Here is an 18,614-nt window from a genome sequence, read left to right on the forward strand (position 1 = left end):
GTGGCTGAGTTGCCTGTCACAAGGACAGGAATGAGGTGCAAGGAGGGCCGGCGGCATCCAATCCATTGCCGTTGTCTGCGCAAAAGACCCCAGCAGCAATCATGCACATTTCGAAAGCGGCCGCGTCTCATATCGCGTGGGCTTCGGCGCCGGATAGTTTAATGGCAGATCGGCCATTTGCCGCAGCGACATTGCGGCGATCTCCGGATGCGACAGCGGATCGTCGGCCTCAGGAGCCTTCGCGCCGGATGCCTTACTCAAGAAAAACTTCAGCAATGACATTGCATGCCTCGCTTTCTTTGGTTCGGAAATGCACAGTGTGTCGGCGACAAAACCTCGCCTTTACAGGTGCTCCGCCTCAATATCGGAGCCATGAGGAACATTTTCAATTGAGATTATCAGCGACGCGCTATAGAAAATATATATGCGGAATCTCAACTCGGTGCATTTGAACGGGCTGCGCGCGCTGGAGGCCGTCGGGCGTCTCGGTTCGCTGCAGCTTGCCGCGGAAGAACTTGGGGTGTCGATCGGTGCCGTCAGTCAGCAGGTTATCAAGACCGAAGCGCAGCTCGATCAGCTGATTTTCGAGCGCACGTCGAAGGGCATGGTGGTGACGCAAGCGGGCGCGCCGGTGCTTGCCGCACTGACGGAGGGCCTCAACCGTATGTCGCAGGCCGTCTCGATCGCGCAGCGCCGGGACGACGCGACGCTGACGATCTCTGTGGCACCCGTCTTCGCCGCCCGCTGGTTGGTGTGGCGGCTCGATCGCTTCGCCGCGCGTTTTCCGGATGTCAAACTGCGCATCGATGCGACGACATGCCTCGTCAATCTGTCGACATCCGACGTCGATATCGGCATCCGCGTCGGTGCCGGGCAGTGGCCCGGTGTTACGGCCGAACTGCTTGTGGAGCAGGAAGTATTCCCGGTCTGCGCACCGCAGATGGCGCGCGATCTGAAGGAGCCCGCCGATATCCGGAAGCTGCCGGCCGTCATCGATGGCCGCGCCATGTTCGGCTGGGAGGTCTGGATGCAGGAGGCGGGCCTCTCAGGTTCGGCGCCGGCGACGCGCCACGTCTTCAACGACGCTTCGCTCTGCCTCGATGCGGCCATCGCCGGGCAGGGCGTCATGCTCGCCTGGCAGACGCTGGCAGACTATTCGCTGCAGGCCGGCCAGCTCGCCGTCCCCTTCGGCATCCGCGCGAAAACCGGTTTCGGCCATTATTTCGTGACAGCCGAAGGCGCGCGCGAGCCGAAGAAGGTGCGGGACTTCAAGGCCTGGATCCGCGAGGAGATGGCCGGAACGGTGAAGCTCTTTTCTTAAGGGCGTGACTGCCAGCGGGCTGCGCTTCGCTGGCATTGGCATTGTATAGCTCGTGTGGCAAAGCTGTTCGCTAAAACCACATTTGCAGAGGACGATCCATCACAGTGCCCATCGGCGTCGCACACGCAGAACTGATCGCGGTCCTCGCCGCCGTAACCGACGAAGACCCGCGCGTCATGACCGTCAGGACTGGCGAGGCGCTGCCATCCGGATCCTTCGAGATGGGGCACCGCACGCTGCAGAGCGGGCTGCGGGAGTGGGTTCAGGAGCAGACGGCGCATCCGGTTGGCTATCTTGAACAGCTTTATACCTTCGCCGACCGCGACCGGCAGAACGAGATCCTCGGTGGACGGACGATCTCGATCAGCTATTTGGGGCTGGTGCGGGAGCACCCGGCGCCGGGTTGGCATAGCTGGTACGAATATTTTCCGTGGGAGGATCACCGCAAAGGCAAGCCGCCGGTCTTCGACGCGCTTGTCGACCGGCTGCGGCGCTGGGAAGCGACGGATGCCGCTCGCCAGCAGAACCGCAAGCGCCGGATCGCCTTTACCTTCGGCCTGGATGGCGCCGCATGGAACGAAGATCTCGCCCTGCAACGCTACGAACTGCTTTACGAGGCGGGTCTGGTGGCGGAGGCGGGCGTAACCGTGGCGGAGAACCCGGGCCGCCGGATGTTTGCCGATCACCGGCGGATTCTCGCGACCGGAATAGCCAGGCTTCGCGCGAAGATCAAGTATCGCCCGGTCGTCTTCGAGCTCATGCCGGAGAGCTTCACGCTGCTGCAGCTTCAGCGCAGCGTCGAAGCGCTGGCGGGCCTTGCGCTTCATAAGCCGAATTTCCGCCGGCTGATCGATCAGCAGCAATTGATCGAGGAAACCGGCGAGATGGCCAGCGAAACCGGCGGCCGCCCGGCGAAGCTCTTTCGCTACCGGCATGCCGTTCTCGAAGAACGCGCGCTGTCCGGCTCGAAACTCCCGCTCTCCCGCGCTTGACATAAACTCAATCTGAGAATAATTAGTTTGTCCTAGAAATACTCGTTTCGAGTATAAAAGGAGCTCGCCGTGAATTCTCCCGTGTCCGCGTCCTCTCTCTATGACCGTGTCAGCCGCGTCATCCCCAAGGCGGAATGGCTGACCTTCCAGGACGATGTCGAAGCGATCCTCGATCTGAAGCGCCGCCGCAACGCCGTCATCCTCGCCCACAATTACCAGACGCCGGAGATCTTCCACGGCGTTGCCGATATCGTCGGCGACAGCCTGGCGCTGGCGCGCAAGGCGATCGAGGTGGATGCCGAGGTGATCGTGCTTGCCGGCGTCCACTTCATGGCCGAGACCGCCAAGCTGCTTAATCCCAAAAAGACGGTGCTCATTCCCGACATGGGCGCCGGTTGCTCGCTGGCGGATTCGATCACGCCGGAGGATGTCGCGCTGCTGCGCCAGGCCCATCCCGGCGTGCCGGTGATCACCTATGTCAATACCTCGGCGGCGGTGAAAGCCGCCTCGGATATCTGCTGCACCTCGGGCAATGCGAAGCAGGTGGTCGAATCGCTTGGTGTGCCGCGCGTGCTGATGATCCCGGATGAATATCTTGCCCGCAACGTCGCAAAGGAAACCGACGTTGAGATCATCGCCTGGCATGGCCACTGCGAGGTGCATGAGCTCTTCAACGCGGATGATGTTCGCCAGCTTCGGGAAAATTATCCGGGCATCACCGTGCTCGCCCATCCGGAATGTCCGCCGGATGTCGTCGCCGAAGCGGATTTCGCCGGCTCCACCGCCATCATGTCCGACTATGTCGGGAAGAAGCGACCGGCGCGTGTCGTACTGCTCACCGAATGTTCGATGAGCGACAACGTCGCCGTGCACCATCCGGATGTCGAATTCATCCGGCCCTGCAATCTCTGCCCGCACATGAAGCGGATCACGCTTTCGAACATCCGCACGGCGCTTCAGGAAAACCGCCACGAAGTCACCGTCGAGCCCGCCATTGCGGTTGCCGCGCGGCGTGCCGTGGAAAGGATGCTGGCGATATGACCGAAATCCTCACCCATCTTGCCGGCCGCCCGGTCATCGTCGGCAGCGGCATTGCCGGGCTGATGGCGGCGCTCACGCTGGCGCCGCAGCCGGTCGTTTTGATCACGCAAGCCGCCCTGGGCGCCGAGACCTCGAGCGCCTGGGCCCAGGGAGGCATCGCAGCAAGCATCGGCACGGATGACAGCGCCGACCTGCACCTTGCCGATACGCTTGCTGCCGGTGACGGCCTATGTGATCCTGAGACCGCCGCCGGAATCGTGAGCGAAGCGCCAGCAGTGATCGCGGCGCTTGAGAAATTAGGCGTCCGCTTTGATAGGAATGCCGAAGGTCGGCTAGCGCTCGGGCTGGAGGCCGCTCATTCCTGCCCGCGCATTGTACATGCCGAAGGCGACGGCTCGGGTGCCGCCATCATTGGCGCGCTGGTACGAGCCGTCTCGGCCACGCCGTCGATCACCGTGCTTGCCAATTTCGAAGTCCGGCGTCTGGCGCTCGCAGACGGTGCGATCGGCGGCGTCCTTTGCGCGTCCGGCGGCAAGGCTTTCATCGTGCCGACGCCGTATGTCCTCTTGGCAACCGGCGGCCTCGGCGGCCTCTACGAGGCGACGACCAATCCGGTCATCAATTTCGGCCAGGGAATCGTCCTCGCTGCAAGGGCAGGCGCCGTGCTTGCAGATATGGAATTCGTGCAATTCCACCCGACGGCACTCCGCTCGAAGCGCCGGCCGCTGGCGCTCGTCAGCGAAGCGGTGCGCGGCGAAGGGGCTATGCTGGTCAACGAGCGCGGCGAGCGCTTCATGGCGGGTCAGCCTGCTCAGGAACTTGCACCGCGCGACGTGGTGGCGCGCGCGATCAGCGCCGAGATCGCCCGCGGCGGCAAGGTCTATCTCGATGCGCGCGAGGCCCTCGGCACTCGCTTTTCAAGCCGCTTTCCGGTGATCGATACTCTCTGCCGCGAAGCTGGCGTCGATCCGGCGCGGCAGCTGATCCCGGTTGCACCGGCCGTGCATTACCACATGGGCGGTGTCGCCACGGACAAGAACGGCCGCAGTTCCGTCCATAGCCTCTGGGTCGCCGGCGAAGCAGCATCGACTGGCCTGCACGGCGCCAACCGCCTTGCCAGCAATTCGCTGCTCGAGGCCGCAGTCATGGGCATGCGATCGGCCCGGGATATCGCCGACACGACCGTATCCCTGCGGCCAACAGTGATCGAACCGCTGCCGCCGCAACCCGACGCATCGCCGATCCGGCGGATTGTCTCCGCCCATCTGGGCGTGCTGCGGAACGGTGGTACGATCCATGGCGCGATCGGCGCGCTCCTGCCCTTCGTCGAGAAGGAGGGGCCGGCAACGGATCCTGCCATTGTCGCGCTGTTGATTGCCGCCTTTGCGGCGCTGCGGACGGAGTCGCGCGGCGCCCATGCCCGAACCGATTTTCCGCTCAAGCACGTGCATGCCAAGCGCCAAAAGATGAATTTTCCTCATGTTTTAAGCTTTGCGCGGGCCGTTGCATCCGACCCCCTTGCCAGGAGTGCCTGACATGACGCTTGTTCCCCTGCCGCGGCTGCTGATCGAGCCGCCCGTCCGCAATGCGCTGCTGGAAGATCTCGGCCTTGCTGGCGATATCACCTCGGCTGCCGTCATTCCGCAGGATCACCGCTCCACGGTCGTCATGGTGGCCCGCCAGCCGGGCGTGATCGCCGGGCTCGACGCCGCCGCGCTGGCGTTTGAGCTTGTCGATCCCGCGATCATCATGACCCCTCATGTCGAGGACGGCGCGGCGGTGAAACCCGGGGACGTCATCGCCACGATCGAAGGTCGCTCGCGCGCCATTTTGACCGGAGAGCGGACGGCGCTGAACTTTCTCGGCCATCTTTCGGGCATCGCCACGGTGACGGCCGGGATCGTGGCCGCGATCGGCGGTACGAATGCCTCGGTCGCCTGCACCCGCAAGACGACGCCGGGACTGCGCGCCCTGGAGAAATATGCCGTGCGCGCCGGTGGCGGCGTCAACCATCGCTTCGCGCTTTCCGATGCCGTGCTGATCAAGGACAATCATGTCGCCATTGCCGGCGGCGCCGCCGAGGCCATTTGCCGGGCCAAGGCCGGTGCCGGTCATATGGTGAAGATCGAAGTCGAGGTCGATACGCTCGACCAGTTGCGTGAAGCGATGGAGACCGGCGTGGATGCCGTCCTGCTCGACAATATGACCCCGGACCAGCTTCGCCGGGCGGTTGAAATCGTCGCCGGCCGTGCGATCACCGAAGCTTCCGGGCGGGTGACACCGGAAACCGCAGGTGCGATTGCCGCTTCCGGCGTCGATCTGATCTCGGTCGGCTGGCTGACGCACAGCGCGCCGACGCTGGACATCGGGCTCGATTGGAAATCCAGCCAATCGGAATAGGGTGATCGACCTGTCGTTGGTTCAGACCGGCTCTTTCGAGCGTATCGCCTGCATGGCGAGATAGGCCGGGCGGGACTGGCAGCGCTTCAGCCAGGCGTTAATCTTCGGATGAGCGTCGAACAGCGCCTGTTCCGTCTGGCCATAGCGCAGCACTTCCGCAACGTTGAGATCGGCAACGGTGAAGCGGTCGCCGACGATCCATTCCTTGGTGGCGAGGTGCTTTTCCAGCACGGCGAGGGGGCGCTTCATGGAGCGGCAGGCGACGTCGATCGTGGCCATTCCGGCCTCGGTGTTTTCGTGCTCGTTGTCATAGGTCACGACGATCTTTACCGTATGCGGCTCGAGTTCGGCCAGCGCCCAGACGGTCCACATCGTCAGCAAACCGTCCTCCTCGACGGTTTTGCCGGAAATCGGACCGCCGTGCTTGCGCACGAGATAGAGATTGATCGCCAGCGACTCGTGCATCGCCAGCTCGCCGTCCTTGATCGAGGGAATCCGCGCCATCGGATTGATGGCGATGAATTCGGGCGAGAGCGTATTGATCGGTGCGTCCGGCGCCAGCGGATTGGCAAGCCGCTTCGCCTGGATCACCGGAACGGAGGTGAAGGCGATGCCGAGTTCCTCTGCCGTCCAGTAGACGCGCGCAGCGCGCGAACGGTAAACGCCGTAGATTGTCAGCATGCTTGTCCCCCTTGAACGTTGCGCGCAAATTAGAGCGCGGCCGGGCGAAGCGAAAGCGGCTGGTCCTGATGGATCAATGAAAGGTTTTGATGCGTCCTAGCTGATGCGGTTCCGTTCGATGGTGAGATGCGGGTATCGCTCGCTCCCCGCTTGCGTAAGATCCCCGGACACCTTTTTTTCCCATTCGAAGCCTAAGACTGCGCCCTCGGTCATTTCCTGGAACACGTTGTCGGTGATCACCGCCGTGCCTGAACCCTCCGCCACCGAGACCGCACAGCCGACAGGCGTCTTGCGTACGACATTTCCGGTGACAACGAGATTGCGCAGATACGGCCCCCAGCCGAGCTGCATCGCCCAGAGCGGCGCTTCTTCGATGATATTGCCCGAGATGGTCGTGTCGGCTTCGGCGGCAATTCCGATGCCGAAGCCGACCTCGGATTTGTAAGGGCCGTCGCGCCGCAGGTTCCGCACGATATTGCCGATGACGGTGGCTAACCTTCCGCCTTCGTTGAAATTGGCGATCGAGATGCCGTTCGCAGCACCATCGACGAGGTTGGCGGATAAGACGGCGCCTTGAAAATCGAATTCTGCATAGATCGCCGTCTCGCCGGAGCGCAGGCATTGATTGCCGGTGATCTGCACGTTGTCGCCGGAATTGGCCCGCACGGCGCTAAAGGCGCAATCGGCAATCTGGTTATTTGCCACCATCACGCCTCCGGCGCGGAAGACATTGATGCCGTTGCCGTTCTGCCCCGTGCCGCTGTCATCCGCCCTAATGCGCGTAACGCGGTTGCCGGTAACGACGGTGCTATCCTCGCCCTTTTCCCAGCGGTGCACGAGGATGCCGCCATTGCCGCAATCGGCAACCGTGTTTCCGGTGATCGCAAGCCCGGTGGAATCGACTGCGAAGATACCGGCCTGCGCCACCCCTGAAATACGGCTGCGTTCGATCCGGCCGCCGCAGCGCTCCAGGCGCAGGCCATGCTTGCCGGCCTCGGCAATTTCGCAGTTGTCGATCTGCACGTCGGCAATGCCGGTCAACTGCACGAGGCCGCTATTGTCCTCGCCGCTCATCCCGCCGCTACCCTCGATGACGATGCCGGAGAGCTCGATCCGCCGGGCGCCTTCCGCCGAATTGACGCTGCCTTGATGACGAATCCGCGACGCACCCGGAACGCCGATAATGCGGGCATTGTCCGGTAGCACGAGGTTCGAAGCTTCATACGTCCCGGCCGGAAGATAAAGCGGCGTGTCGCTGCGTGCCGCCTCGTCAATCAGAGCCTGCAGCCCGCTCCTTGCCGCGCCGGATGCATCCAGCGCCCCGCGCAGTGCGGGCGGTTTTGACGTAGCGAAGGCGCGACCGGCCATCGGCAGGACCAAAGCCGCACCGACAAAGCCGAGCATATCGCGCCGCAGATACATCAAGGAGCCTTTCGCCGTCCATAGGACATCATTCGTGCCAAACGAATATATGTTCTGACACAGAATCCTTGCCGCGAAGTATCTTGGGGAGCCTAATTTTCCCTGAGCCTGGCGATCGCCTCGATCTCGTTCGTCCAGATGCCGCCGGAATAATCGGCAGGTAGCTTTGCCAGCATTTCGGGCGTATCGATCCCCGTCGAAAAATCGCCGCCGCGATAAGGGCCGAGCGCAAAGACCACGCTGTTTCCAGCCTCCATGCGATTGAGGAAACGGTCCGGCCAGCCCCAGAGCCACGGAGCGATATTGACCGGCACCAGCATCATCGTGTTCTTGCAGGCTTGCGGCACCATCCCCGTCCAGCCGTAGCCGATATAGCCGAGCAGGCAGGCTTTGAGGCTTGCGCGCGATGCCGTCTTGATGTCCGGCGCCAGGCGGCGGATGGTTTCGACGGGCTCGTCGCCGCCATAGACCATGATCAGTTCCCGGCGCTCGGCGGGCAGGGCGTTGAGGACGGCAGCCAGTTTCTCGCCCTCGGACGGATCCCGGCTTTTGACATTGATCAGCAGCCGCCTGTCCGGAAACGTCTGAAGCACCTCGGCAAGCGTCGGCATCTGGCCGATGCCGGTCCCTCGGAAAGGAAAGGTCTTCCCGCCGTCGGCCGTATAGCCGTAGCCGATATCGAGCGCCTTCATTTCCGCCATCGCGTGCTCGCGGGTGACGCCGTGCCCGTTCGTGCGGCAGTCGAGCGTCCAGTCGTGGAAGATCGCGAATTCCCCATCCGTCGTCGGATGGACATCGACCTCGACGATATCCGCACCCAGATCGAAGCCTGCGCGCATCGAGCGGATGGTATTTTCCAGATAGTCGTGCTTCGGCGGCAGCATGCGCGCCGCCGTGCAGGTGTCGTTCGTCAAATTGCGCTCGTCGAAACGCTGCGCGATCCCGCGATGTGCCAGCAGCACCGGCTTGGCCTCCCGGTGCGATGCCAAAAGATTGGTATTGTTCAGATAAACGGCTGCGGCGAAGACGGCGGTTGCCGCTATGCTATAACGCAATTTCTTTCTCAAAACGGTTCCCTCCCAACGAATGTGGCGAATCGCTAAGGCGAGATTCGGGTCGATCTGCGGCAGCCGGCGGCAGGCAGACGGAATTGCGGTAAGCTACTGGCTCTCCGCCCATTTCCCGCTATCTTCCCGTTGATGATGCGACCCGATGCTCTTCTTTTTCCGGCTCCCGAAGGGCTTTATTGCCCGCAGGGCGGATTCTATGTCGATCCGGTACGACCGGTGGAGCAGGCGCTCGTTACTCATGGCCATTCCGATCATGCCCGCCCGGGCCACCGGCATGTTCTCGCAACGCGCCAGACGCTCGACATCATGCGCCTGCGCTGCGGCGACGGGTTCTGTGGCAGCGAGCAGGCCGTCGGCTTCGGCGAAGAGCTGGATTTGAACGGCGTCAAGGTAAGCTTCCATCCGGCAGGCCATGTCCTCGGCTCTGCTCAGATCGCGATTGAAAAGAGCGGCACCCGCATTGTCGTTTCCGGCGATTACAAGCGCCGTCCGGACCCGACATGTGCGGCCTATGTGCCGGTGCCCTGCGATGTCTTCATCACCGAAGCGACCTTCGGACTGCCGGTGTTCCATCATCCCGATCCGATGGAGGAGATCGGCAAGCTGCTTGCCTCGCTCCGGCAGTTTCCGGAGCGCACGCATCTGATCGGTGCCTATGCGCTTGGCAAGGCCCAGCGCGTCATCCGTCTGCTGCGCGATGCCGGTTACGGCGAGCCGATCTATATCCACGGGGCCATGGAACGGCTCTGCGAATATTATGTCGGGCAGGGCATCGACCTCGGCAACCTGCTGCCGGCCACCGTTGAAAGCCGCGACAAATCCGCCTTCAAAGGCGCCGTCGTCGTCGGTCCGTCGTCAGCCTTCGCCGATCGCTGGGCGCGCCGCTTCAACGAACCGCTCCCCGCCTTCGCCTCCGGCTGGATGATGGTGCGCCAGCGCGCCAAGCAGCAGGGTGTCGAGCTGCCGCTCGTCATCTCCGACCATTGCGACTGGCCCGAACTCACCGAGACGATTACCGAACTCAGCCCCGCCGAAGTCTGGGTCACCCACGGCCGCGAGGAAGCGCTCGTGCGCTGGTGCGAACTGCAGGGCATCAAGGCGAGGCCGCTGCATCTGGTGGGTTATGAGGACGAGGGGGATTGAGGAACATGTGTGGGACTATTCGCAACGCCCCCTCCCCCAACCCCTGACCACAAGGGGCAGGGGTTACGATGCGGCACTCTTTCGCCCCAATACAGCGTCGCTTCATGCTGCATCGTTGCGAATGGAACGCGGTGGGCACGGCGTCTAAGTCCCTCCTCCTTGTTGGGAGGGGTTGGGGAGGGGTCTTCAGAAGAAATGGCTTCTCGACCGGTCGGAGCGGCCCCATGAAACCCTTCGCCGACCTCCTCGACCGTCTCGTCCTGACGCCCAGCCGCAACGGCAAGCTGAAGCTCCTGACCGACTATTTCCGCGACACACCCGACCCGGACCGCGGCTATGGCCTTGCGGCGATCGCCGGCACGCTCGAAGTGCGCAACGTCAAGCCTGCCATGCTCCGCGATCTGACGCTTGAGCGGATGGACGAGGTGCTGTTCCGCTACTCCTACGACTATGTCGGCGACCTCGCCGAAACGATTTCGCTCGTCTGGGACAACGAAAAGGACATCGAGCGTTCCGCCTTCGTCCAGCCGCGCCTCGGCGAGGTCATCACCCGCATGAATTCGCTCGGCCGCACCGAGGTTCGCAGTTTCGTGCGCGATACGCTGGACCGGCTGGATCCGTCTGGCCGCTTCGCCTTCATCAAGCTTGCCACCGGCGCCATGCGCATCGGCGTCTCGGCACGGCTTGCCAAGCAGGCGCTGTCCGATCTCGGTAAAAAGGACGTGATCGAGATCGAGACGCTGTGGCACGGTCTGGAGCCGCCCTATGAATCACTTTTCGAATGGCTCGAGGGCAGGGGCGGCAAGCCAGTGCTCGCGACGCCCGCGATCTTCCATTCCGTCATGCTCGCCCATCCGGTGGAAGACAACGATCTCACCAGCCTCGACCCGGCGGATTATGCGGCGGAATGGAAGTGGGATGGTATCCGGGTCCAGTTTTCCCGCTCCGGCGAAACGCGCAAGATCTATTCACGCTCCGGCGACGACATCTCCAATGCCTTCCCGGATATTCTGGAGTCCATCAGCTTCAACGGCGTGCTCGACGGCGAACTGCTCGTCGGCGGGACCGCACGCTCGAACAACCCGACGAGAACCTTTTCCGACCTTCAGCAGCGCTTGAACCGCAAGACGGTGACGGCGAAGATGCTCGACGAATACCCGGCCTTCATCCGTGCCTACGACCTGCTGTTCGACGGCGAAGAGGATGTGCGCGGCCATAGCTTCATCGACCGCCGCGACCGGCTCTCGGAGATTATCGAGCAGGCGCCGCACGATCGGTTCGACCTCTCGCCGCTCGTCGCCTTTTCGACATGGGAGGAACTGGACGAGCTGCGGACGTCGCCGCCCGACCCGGTGATCGAGGGCGTGATGATCAAACGGCGGGACAGCATCTATCAGGCGGGCCGCATGAAGGGCCCGTGGTTCAAGTGGAAGCGCAATCCTTACAACGTCGACGCCGTCTTGATGTATGCCCAGCGTGGCCATGGCAAGCGCTCGAGCTACTATTCCGATTTCACCTTTGGTGTCTGGGCCGAGACGCCGGACGGCGAACAGCTGGTGCCTGTCGGCAAGGCCTATTTCGGTTTCACCGATCAGGAATTGGAGCTGCTCGATAAATTCGTCCGCAACAACACCATCGAGCGTTTCGGTCCTGTTCGTGCCGTGCGCGCAGATCGGGAGTTCGGCTTCGTCGTCGAGGTCGCCTTCGAAGGCATCAACCGCTCGACGCGGCACAAGTCCGGTGTGGCGATGCGCTTTCCGCGCATCTCCCGGCTCCGGCCGGACAAGCCTTCCTATGAGGCAGACCGCCTCGAAACGCTGGTCGCGATGATCGATGAAAGCCGTGGAATAGGCCCGCCTGCGCGACAATGACGCAGGGCCGGATTTCAACGCAATGTGTATTGGCCGAAATGCCGTTCTGGTGCAGATATTTGAGTGCCCCGGGGGGCTATCGGGTGCTGTGTTATGTCCTTTGACGACGATCGAAATGCCTTTTTCCGCCAACGGCGCGCTGTCCTCGCCGGTATCGCGGGTGCCATCATGCTTCCCCGCGCCGCCTCCGCCTTTAACGTTCCGGATCAGCCGCGCCTGATCACCCACGACTATGCCAAGGTTCGCCGCCGCTTCCGCACGAAGCTGCTGCAGAAGGGGCCAGCGCCGGACAAATACGAGGCATTGGCCACGCCGCAGGATGGCGAGCAGATATTCTACCGCTCGGGCGCTGGCGGCGAGCTCGAACTGGCGGCCTGGGTCAGCAAATACAAGCGCGGGCACCACGCAAAGCCCGGCGTGCTTTTCCTTCATGGCGGCAATGCCATGGGTGCTGGCCAGTGGCAACTCCTGAAACCCTATGCCGAGGCAGGTTTCGTGGTGCTGATGCCGTCTGTCCGCGGTGAAAATGGCCAGATGGGCAATTTTTCCGGCTTCTACGACGAGGTGGACGACGTTCTTGCCGCCGCCGACCGGCTGGCGCATCTGCCGGGTGTCGACCCAAGCCGGCTGTTTGTGGCGGGCCACAGCATCGGCGGCACGCTGACTATGCTTGCCGCCATGAGCACGCACCGTTTCCGCGCCGCCGCCCCGATTTCCGGCAATCCGGACGCCTTCCGCTTCTTCAATCGCTACCCGCAGGACATCCGCTTCGACGACGGCAACAAGCACGAATTCGAGGTCCGCTCGGCGCTCTGCTACGCGCAAAGCTTCAAGTGCCCCGTCCACGTCGTTCACGGCACGCAAGAGGATCAATTCAACGACCGTGCCGGCCTGCTCGCCGCCCGCGCCCGTGCGGCCGGTATCCGCATCGAGACCGATAGGGTGGCCGGCAACCACACCTCCGCGCTGCCGGCCGAGATTGAGCAAAGCATCCGTTTTTTCCGTGGGGTGGCCGCTTGAACGCGTCTTCAATTTTCGCCGCGACGGTCTATATTGGACGCATGATGGCGCAAATGGCAGACGAGATCATTCCGAACGACTTCCCGGAGCTGAAATCGCTCCTGATGGATCGCGATCCTCTATGCGCCATTTCCGCAAAGGAAGCCTTCGCCCTTTATGAGCGCAACTGGCGCTTTGTGGATGTTCGCAAGCTCACCGAACATGAAGCGCAGCTTGTGCGCGAATTGGCGAGCGTCTACGGCCACGGCGTTGTGCTCGTGTGATGTCCAGTCTCGTGAAGCCGGCAAGTTTTCCGGTGCTGACGCCAGCTTCACGCCAGCCGCAAATGCCATCCTCCCGCCAGATATCGCTGCGCTGACAATGGATAAAGGGTGGGTTTATGGATTTTTCGCGCCGGGTGTTTCCCTTTGCCGGCCTTGCCGTGGCGGTCCTTGGCCTCAGCGGCTGCAACGTTCTTGTTCCTGATACGGGCGCGACCGATCCGGCCCGCTTCGTGCAGGAGACTTCGCCGGTTTTCTATGAGCCGCCGGGCGTTGATCCGCGCAAGGTAAGGGCGATCCCCGATCCGCCGGTGCCGCAGGTGCGCGATCTCTACTCGACGCAATTCAACCAGACCTACGGCCTGCCGGTCACCAATCCGGTGAACGCCGCCTTGTACGGCGAGCTTCGCGATGGCGATTTCCTTTTGCCGGCCATTCCGGTCAGCCGCGTCAGCCCCGAGTATCTCCGTCAGGAAGTCGACTACCCGACGCAGGAAAAGCCGGGCACTGTCATCGTCGATACGCGCGCCCGCCATCTCTATCTCGTCGAGCCGAACGGCAAGGCGATCCGCTACGGCGTCGGCATCGGCCGGGAAGGCTTCGCCTGGTCGGGCCGCGGCGTCATCCAGTGGAAGCAGAAATGGCCGCGCTGGACGCCGCCTGCCGAAATGGTCTCGCGCCAGCCGGATATCCGCCCCTTCTCGGCCGAAAACGGCGGCATGAATCCTGGCCTCGGAAATCCGCTTGGCGCCCGCGCCATGTACATCTTCAACGACGGCCAGGATACGCTCTATCGCGTGCACGGCACACCGGATTGGCAATCGATCGGCAAGGCGACCTCGTCGGGCTGCGTGCGCATGCTCAACCAGGACGTCGTCGACCTTTACGACCGCGTTCCGGCCAAGGCCGAGATCGTTGTGATGTAGCGGCGCAACAGGGCGGCGATATCGTCTGTCCGCATGGGGACACGACTTCGTGAGGGTATGGTTTATTTGGCAGCGGCAGATAGATTTCCGAACTCGTCACCGGCGTTGAATGAACCAACCGGGGTTGCGTGCCGCATGCCGGCTCTCCCCGCGACAGAAGGAAATCCGTCCCGCGCATGAGTCTCGAAAAATCTCTCTCCCGCCGCAACTTTCTCTCCTTTTCGGCTTTGACGGCGGCCTCCGCGCTCGCCGGCTGCGCTTCCACTTCGGCACCGAGCGTCCAGCCCGTCGGTTTCCGTTTCCCACGCCCTTTCGAGACGACGCCCGCTCCCACGGATGCCGAGCTTGAGGTGATATACGGTCCCATCGAGGACGGCGGCTTCCTGATCCCCGCCGTCCCCTACCAGCAGATCGATCCGCGCTACTATCGCCAGCAGGTCATCGACCCGACAGGCGAGCGTCCAGGCACGATCGTCGTCGATACGCCGTCGCGCTTCCTTTATCTCGTCCAGCCGGGCGGGACAGCGATGCGCTACGGCGTCGGCATCGGACGCCAAGGCTTTGCCTGGTCTGGCAACGGGCGTCATCCAATGGAAGCAGAAGTGGCCGCGCTGGAAGCCGCCGAATGAGATGGTTGCCCGCCAGCCGGAACTCGCAAAGTATTCGATCGAACGCGGCGGCATGGAGCCTGGCCTCCTGAACCCGCTCGGCGCGCGCGCGCTCTATATCTTCTCGAATGGCGAGGATACGCTCTATCGCCTGCACGGCAATCCGGAATGGCGGTCGATCGGCAAGGCCGTTTCGTCCGGCTGCGTCCGCCTGCTGAACCAGGATATCATCGATCTCTACGACCGCGTGCCGAACAAGACGCCGATCGTCGTCTGGCAGTGATGAATGAACTCGACTTCCTTCCGCTTCGGAAGGAAGTCTTTCTGATCGGCCTCAGCCGCCCGCCGGCAGATGGCCGGCAGCCAGTCCTGCGCTGTTGTAGGCGGGGCGGGGCGTCGGCAGTGCGATTGGCGATCCTTCGGGCGGCATGACCGTGCCTGGGGCCGTCGATGCCGGGGGAGCGGCCGGAATGGCGGAGGTCGTGGTGGCATCCGGTATCGATGCCACATCGGGCATGGCCCTCGGGATTGGCCCCTTCTCCGGGAGCAACACGTCGATTTGTGTGGACGTCGCGAACGGCTGCACGCCTGCGAACTGAACCGGACCTGATAGCCGCGGGTCGGAAACGTAGTTCATTGCGACTTCATAGGCCGGCAGAGGTGCCGGCGTTTGCAAGGCTCCGTCCCTGCCGCGCTTTTCATAAAAGACGTTGCCGCCGGCCTCGACGACATAATGCATGTTGCGATAGGGGAATTTCAGGCCGTCGGTGTGGAAGAACATGGCGTTCTGCACGCCGGGATGCCGTTCCCCGCGCAAGATTCCCTCCACGGCGGAATCAAGTTCCGGTCCGGCCTTCGGGTCGACGACCCTGGTCATGACGCCGGGTGCGAACTGCTTTTCCTGCGCTACGACCTCGCAAATCGTGTCGGGATAGGCGGGCGATGTGAGCCGGTTCATGACCACGGTTCCGACCGCCATATAGCCATCGCGATCCGAGTGTTCGGATTCGAAGTACATGGCGCGCTTCAGACAATCGCGGTCCCGTGCCGTGTAATTATAAGTCACTTTGGCTGATGCTGCTTTCGCGGTGGAAGAAGGACGTGCAGTCGGCGATGGCGCCTTGGCGGCCGTCGTGCACCCTGTTGCAGCCAGTCCGGCGAAGAAAATCCCGGAGATGGTTTTGCCCAATGCGTATCGCGCCCTCAACGGCCGGTGCCTCCTATTGTGATAGTCCAGCCCAAATCACGTCGCGAAAACGTTTTTACCTCACGTTCGTAAATATTCCAAACACATTTCGTGAATTACGAAAAAAGCCTTATATTTCAAAAGGAAGATGAGGTCTCTATCGGCTAATTCGCTAGGCGGCCGCCCTGGAAATGCCTATCCGGCAGCCGGATGCTTCGAGTGCGGCACTGGCAACGTCGATGAAGAGCCGGCGGAACCAGACGGAGCGTCCGTCCGCCCGGTCGACGCGGCGGTAAAGCATCGTGACCGGTTCGGCAGGCAGCGGGATTGGCGGCACTGAAACTGTTAGCCCATGCAATTGCGCCATGCAGCGGGCGATCAATTCCGGTATCGTCGCGATCGCCGGCATGGCCCGCAGAGCCGTCGGCAAGGCGGAAAAGCGGGGCACGGTGGCCACCACCTGCCTGCTGTGCCCCAGGCGGGCAAGCGCGATATCGACATTGGTCGAGCCATTGCTGCCTTCGAACGAGACGCCGACATGGTCTGCCTTGGCGAAGTCCTCAAGGGTCAGCGGGGTCTTCAACCTGAGCTGCTTCTGATCGTAGATAGAGATCGAACACTGGTCGAAGAGCGGATCGCGGATATGCCAGGAGGCGGGCTCGTCGTGGATCGAGACGCTGAAATCATAAGCGCCCTCATCGAGCCGGCGTGCGGCGTCGCGTTTGTGGAAGGCCACACCGACCAGCCGGGCGCCCGGCGCCAGTTCCCGCAGGCGCGCCGCGAGCGGACCGAAGAAGGCTGATTCGAGATTGTCGCACAGGCCGATGCGGAATTCGCCCTTCCAGCTGGCGGGGTCAAAGGCGGCGGGCGGGCGGATGGCCCGCTCGATGCCGGAAAGCGCATCCTCGATTGCCGGCGCGATGGCAAGCGCGCGCGGCGTCGGCTGCAGGCCGCGTCCGACGCGGACGAACAATTCGTCGTCGAGTGCTTCGCGCAGCCGCCGCAGCGCCGCCGAAAGTCCCGGCTGGCCAAGCAGCAGCCGCTCGGCCGCGCGGCTGACATTGCGTTCTTGCATCAGCACCGAAAAGGCCAGCAGGAGGTTCAGGTCGATTTTCCGAAGGATCGCGTCATTCATCATTATCAGTAATACCTGGCATGGTTACTATCAATTTGCAATAGGTTTCGGAGATGATCATTTTCTCGTTCCTCTGCCGCTTCCTCCCAACCAGCGCGGCAGCAAAAGGAACGATCTCGATGACTCTCACACAATCTCGAAGAGGGGCGGGGCTGGCATTGCTATTGCTCTGCGCCGCCAATTTCCTTGACGCCATGGACGTTTCGACCATCGGCGTCGCACTTCCCGCCATTCAGGCCGAACTCGGCATGCAGGCAACTTCGCTGCAATGGGCCGTCAGTGCCTATGTCCTCGGCTACGGCGGCTTCCTACTGCTCGGCGGCCGCGTTGCCGACGTTTTCGGCCACCGCCGCGTCTTTCTCTGGTCGCTTGCCGTCTTTGCAGCTGCGAGTATCGCGGGCGGCTTTGTCGACAGCGGGCCGACGCTGATTGCCGCCCGTCTGATCAAGGGCATCGCCGCGGCCTTCACTGCACCGGCCGCTTTGTCGCTTCTGCTTTCCGTCTTCGGGGAGGGCAGCGCCCGCGCCAAGGCGCTCGGGGTCTTCTCCTCCACCGGCGCCGCCGGCTTCGTGCTTGGCATGGTGCTCGGCGGTGCGGCCACCATTTTCAGCTGGCGGGCGACGCTCGTCATGGGCGCTCCGGTGGCGATCCTCACGCTGGCGATCGCACCATTCGTCCTGCCCGCAGACGAGCGCCGGGGAGCCGACCGTCTGCGCTTTGACTGGGCAGGCGCCTTGACCATCACCCCCGGCCTGCTGCTCTTCGTCTTCGGCATCACCAACGCCGCAGCCAACGGCTGGAGCGCCTTTCCCACCTGGGGCGCACTGACTGCGGCGGCCGTCCTGATCCTGCTCTTCCTTGCCGTTGAGGCCCGGCATGCCGATCCGATGGTGCCGCTTGCGATGTTCCGCCGGGCAAAACTCAGCCATGCCAATGCCGTCGCCGCCCTTTTTCAGGGCGTCTATGTCGGCTTCCAGTTCATCGCGACGCTCTATTACCAGAACGAGCTCGGCTGGTCGGCCTTCAGCACCGGCTTCTGCTTCGCTCTAGGCGGTGTCTTCGTCATGTTCCTGGCGCCACGCTTTGCCGCGATCGCACAGAACCGCGGCACCACAGGCCTCATGGCGCTCGGCGTGGCGCTTCAGGCAGCAAGCTATATCTTCTGGGTCGCGGCTGTCGGTGACATCAATCCGATCCTGCTCGTCGTCCTGTCGCAGGTCCCGCTCGGCCTCGGTTACGCGCTGACCTATCCCTCCGTTCAGGTCGCGGCACTCGCTGATGTCGAGGAAGACAAATCGGGCCTGGCCTCCGGCATGCTCTTTGCCGCCTTCCAGATCGGCGGCGGCATCGTGCTTGCGGCCGCCTCCGCGGTCTTCGGCGCGGCGCCGTCCTTCGGCTGGGACCCTTATGTGGCAGGCGTCGCCTTCACGGCGTTGCTTGCCGTCGCGGTCGTGCTTCTCGCCGCCCTCGGTCCGAGGACGTCGCACTTGCGAGCCGCAGCCTATCAGGCGGCCGGGTAAAATCTGCGAACGCCCGCG

Annotated in this window: 17 protein-coding genes and 1 pseudogene; 12 read left to right on the forward strand and 6 right to left on the reverse strand. The window is 63.0% G+C overall.

Annotated elements, in window-relative coordinates:
- Positions 1-99 precede the first annotated feature (99 nt).
- The gene (locus tag ACW4PC_RS19950; protein WP_455874911.1) at positions 100-282 is read right to left on the reverse strand and encodes a hypothetical protein; all 183 of its coding nucleotides are present in this window, start codon (positions 280-282) and stop codon (positions 100-102) included.
- Between the two features lie 142 nt (positions 283-424).
- On the opposite strand from ACW4PC_RS19950, the gene ACW4PC_RS19955 reads away from it, so the two are divergent.
- From ACW4PC_RS19955 to nadC, 5 genes are all read left to right on the forward strand, one after another.
- The gene (locus tag ACW4PC_RS19955; RefSeq protein ID WP_455874912.1) at positions 425-1,321 is read left to right on the forward strand and encodes a LysR substrate-binding domain-containing protein; all 897 of its coding nucleotides are present in this window, start codon (positions 425-427) and stop codon (positions 1,319-1,321) included.
- Between the two features lie 104 nt (positions 1,322-1,425).
- Complete coding sequence (locus tag ACW4PC_RS19960) at positions 1,426-2,313, forward strand: NUDIX hydrolase (RefSeq protein WP_455874913.1); 888 nt, start codon at positions 1,426-1,428, stop codon at positions 2,311-2,313.
- A gap of 69 nt (positions 2,314-2,382) precedes the next feature.
- On the forward strand, positions 2,383-3,354 hold the full coding sequence (nadA, locus tag ACW4PC_RS19965) for a quinolinate synthase NadA (RefSeq protein WP_455874914.1): 972 nt from the start codon (positions 2,383-2,385) through the stop codon (positions 3,352-3,354).
- Entirely contained in the window at positions 3,351-4,889 is a 1,539-nt protein-coding gene (locus ACW4PC_RS19970) for an L-aspartate oxidase (protein WP_455874915.1), read from the forward strand. Before nadA ends, ACW4PC_RS19970 begins: the two co-directional genes overlap by 4 nt.
- 1 nt (position 4,890) lies before the next feature.
- Positions 4,891-5,754 carry a carboxylating nicotinate-nucleotide diphosphorylase gene (gene nadC / locus ACW4PC_RS19975; protein ID WP_455874916.1) on the forward strand — a complete coding sequence of 288 codons (864 nt, stop codon included), beginning with the start codon at positions 4,891-4,893 and terminating at the stop codon, positions 5,752-5,754.
- A gap of 21 nt (positions 5,755-5,775) precedes the next feature.
- Here the strand turns inward: nadC and ACW4PC_RS19980 are convergent, their stop codons facing one another.
- The 3 genes from ACW4PC_RS19980 to ACW4PC_RS19990 form a co-directional block, all read right to left on the reverse strand.
- Positions 5,776-6,435, reverse strand: a complete 660-nt coding sequence (locus tag ACW4PC_RS19980; protein ID WP_455874917.1) for a glutathione S-transferase family protein — start codon at positions 6,433-6,435, stop codon at positions 5,776-5,778.
- Between the two features lie 96 nt (positions 6,436-6,531).
- A complete protein-coding gene (locus ACW4PC_RS19985) occupies positions 6,532-7,857 on the reverse strand; it encodes a TIGR03808 family TAT-translocated repetitive protein (RefSeq protein WP_455874918.1) in 1,326 nt (441 codons plus the stop codon).
- A 92-nt stretch (positions 7,858-7,949) separates the two neighbouring features.
- Positions 7,950-8,924 (reverse strand): glycerophosphodiester phosphodiesterase family protein, encoded by a 975-nt coding sequence (locus ACW4PC_RS19990; protein WP_455874919.1) that lies wholly within the window; start codon positions 8,922-8,924, stop codon positions 7,950-7,952.
- Between the two features lie 135 nt (positions 8,925-9,059).
- Between ACW4PC_RS19990 and ACW4PC_RS19995 the strand changes: the two genes are divergently transcribed.
- From ACW4PC_RS19995 to ACW4PC_RS20020, 6 genes and pseudogenes are all read left to right on the forward strand, one after another.
- Positions 9,060-10,070, forward strand: coding sequence for a ligase-associated DNA damage response exonuclease (locus ACW4PC_RS19995; RefSeq protein ID WP_455875073.1), 1,011 nt, complete (start codon positions 9,060-9,062; stop codon positions 10,068-10,070).
- A 224-nt stretch (positions 10,071-10,294) separates the two neighbouring features.
- Positions 10,295-11,941 (forward strand): cisplatin damage response ATP-dependent DNA ligase, encoded by a 1,647-nt coding sequence (locus ACW4PC_RS20000; protein WP_455874920.1) that lies wholly within the window; start codon positions 10,295-10,297, stop codon positions 11,939-11,941.
- Positions 11,942-12,034: 93 nt separating this feature from the next.
- Positions 12,035-12,961 (forward strand): alpha/beta hydrolase family protein, encoded by a 927-nt coding sequence (locus ACW4PC_RS20005; RefSeq protein WP_455874921.1) that lies wholly within the window; start codon positions 12,035-12,037, stop codon positions 12,959-12,961.
- 41 nt (positions 12,962-13,002) lie between these two features.
- Positions 13,003-13,224: a hypothetical protein gene (locus tag ACW4PC_RS20010; RefSeq protein ID WP_039846664.1), complete on the forward strand. Its 222-nt coding sequence runs from the start codon at positions 13,003-13,005 to the stop codon at positions 13,222-13,224.
- A 116-nt stretch (positions 13,225-13,340) separates the two neighbouring features.
- A complete protein-coding gene (locus ACW4PC_RS20015) occupies positions 13,341-14,147 on the forward strand; it encodes a L,D-transpeptidase (protein WP_074066993.1) in 807 nt (268 codons plus the stop codon).
- Between the two features lie 176 nt (positions 14,148-14,323).
- A pseudogene (locus tag ACW4PC_RS20020) lies at positions 14,324-15,038 on the forward strand (L,D-transpeptidase).
- Between the two features lie 51 nt (positions 15,039-15,089).
- Here the strand turns inward: ACW4PC_RS20020 and ACW4PC_RS20025 are convergent.
- Positions 15,090-15,962 carry a cell wall hydrolase gene (locus ACW4PC_RS20025; protein WP_455874922.1) on the reverse strand — a complete coding sequence of 291 codons (873 nt, stop codon included), beginning with the start codon at positions 15,960-15,962 and terminating at the stop codon, positions 15,090-15,092.
- A gap of 151 nt (positions 15,963-16,113) precedes the next feature.
- On the reverse strand, positions 16,114-17,079 hold the full coding sequence (locus ACW4PC_RS20030) for a LysR family transcriptional regulator (RefSeq protein WP_455874923.1): 966 nt from the start codon (positions 17,077-17,079) through the stop codon (positions 16,114-16,116).
- Positions 17,080-17,195: 116 nt separating this feature from the next.
- Here ACW4PC_RS20030 and ACW4PC_RS20035 point away from each other — a divergent pair, with 116 nt between their 5' ends.
- Complete coding sequence (locus ACW4PC_RS20035; RefSeq protein WP_455874924.1) at positions 17,196-18,596, forward strand: MFS transporter; 1,401 nt, start codon at positions 17,196-17,198, stop codon at positions 18,594-18,596.
- Positions 18,597-18,614 lie beyond the last annotated feature (18 nt).

This window comes from Rhizobium yanglingense, from assembly GCF_977109285.1.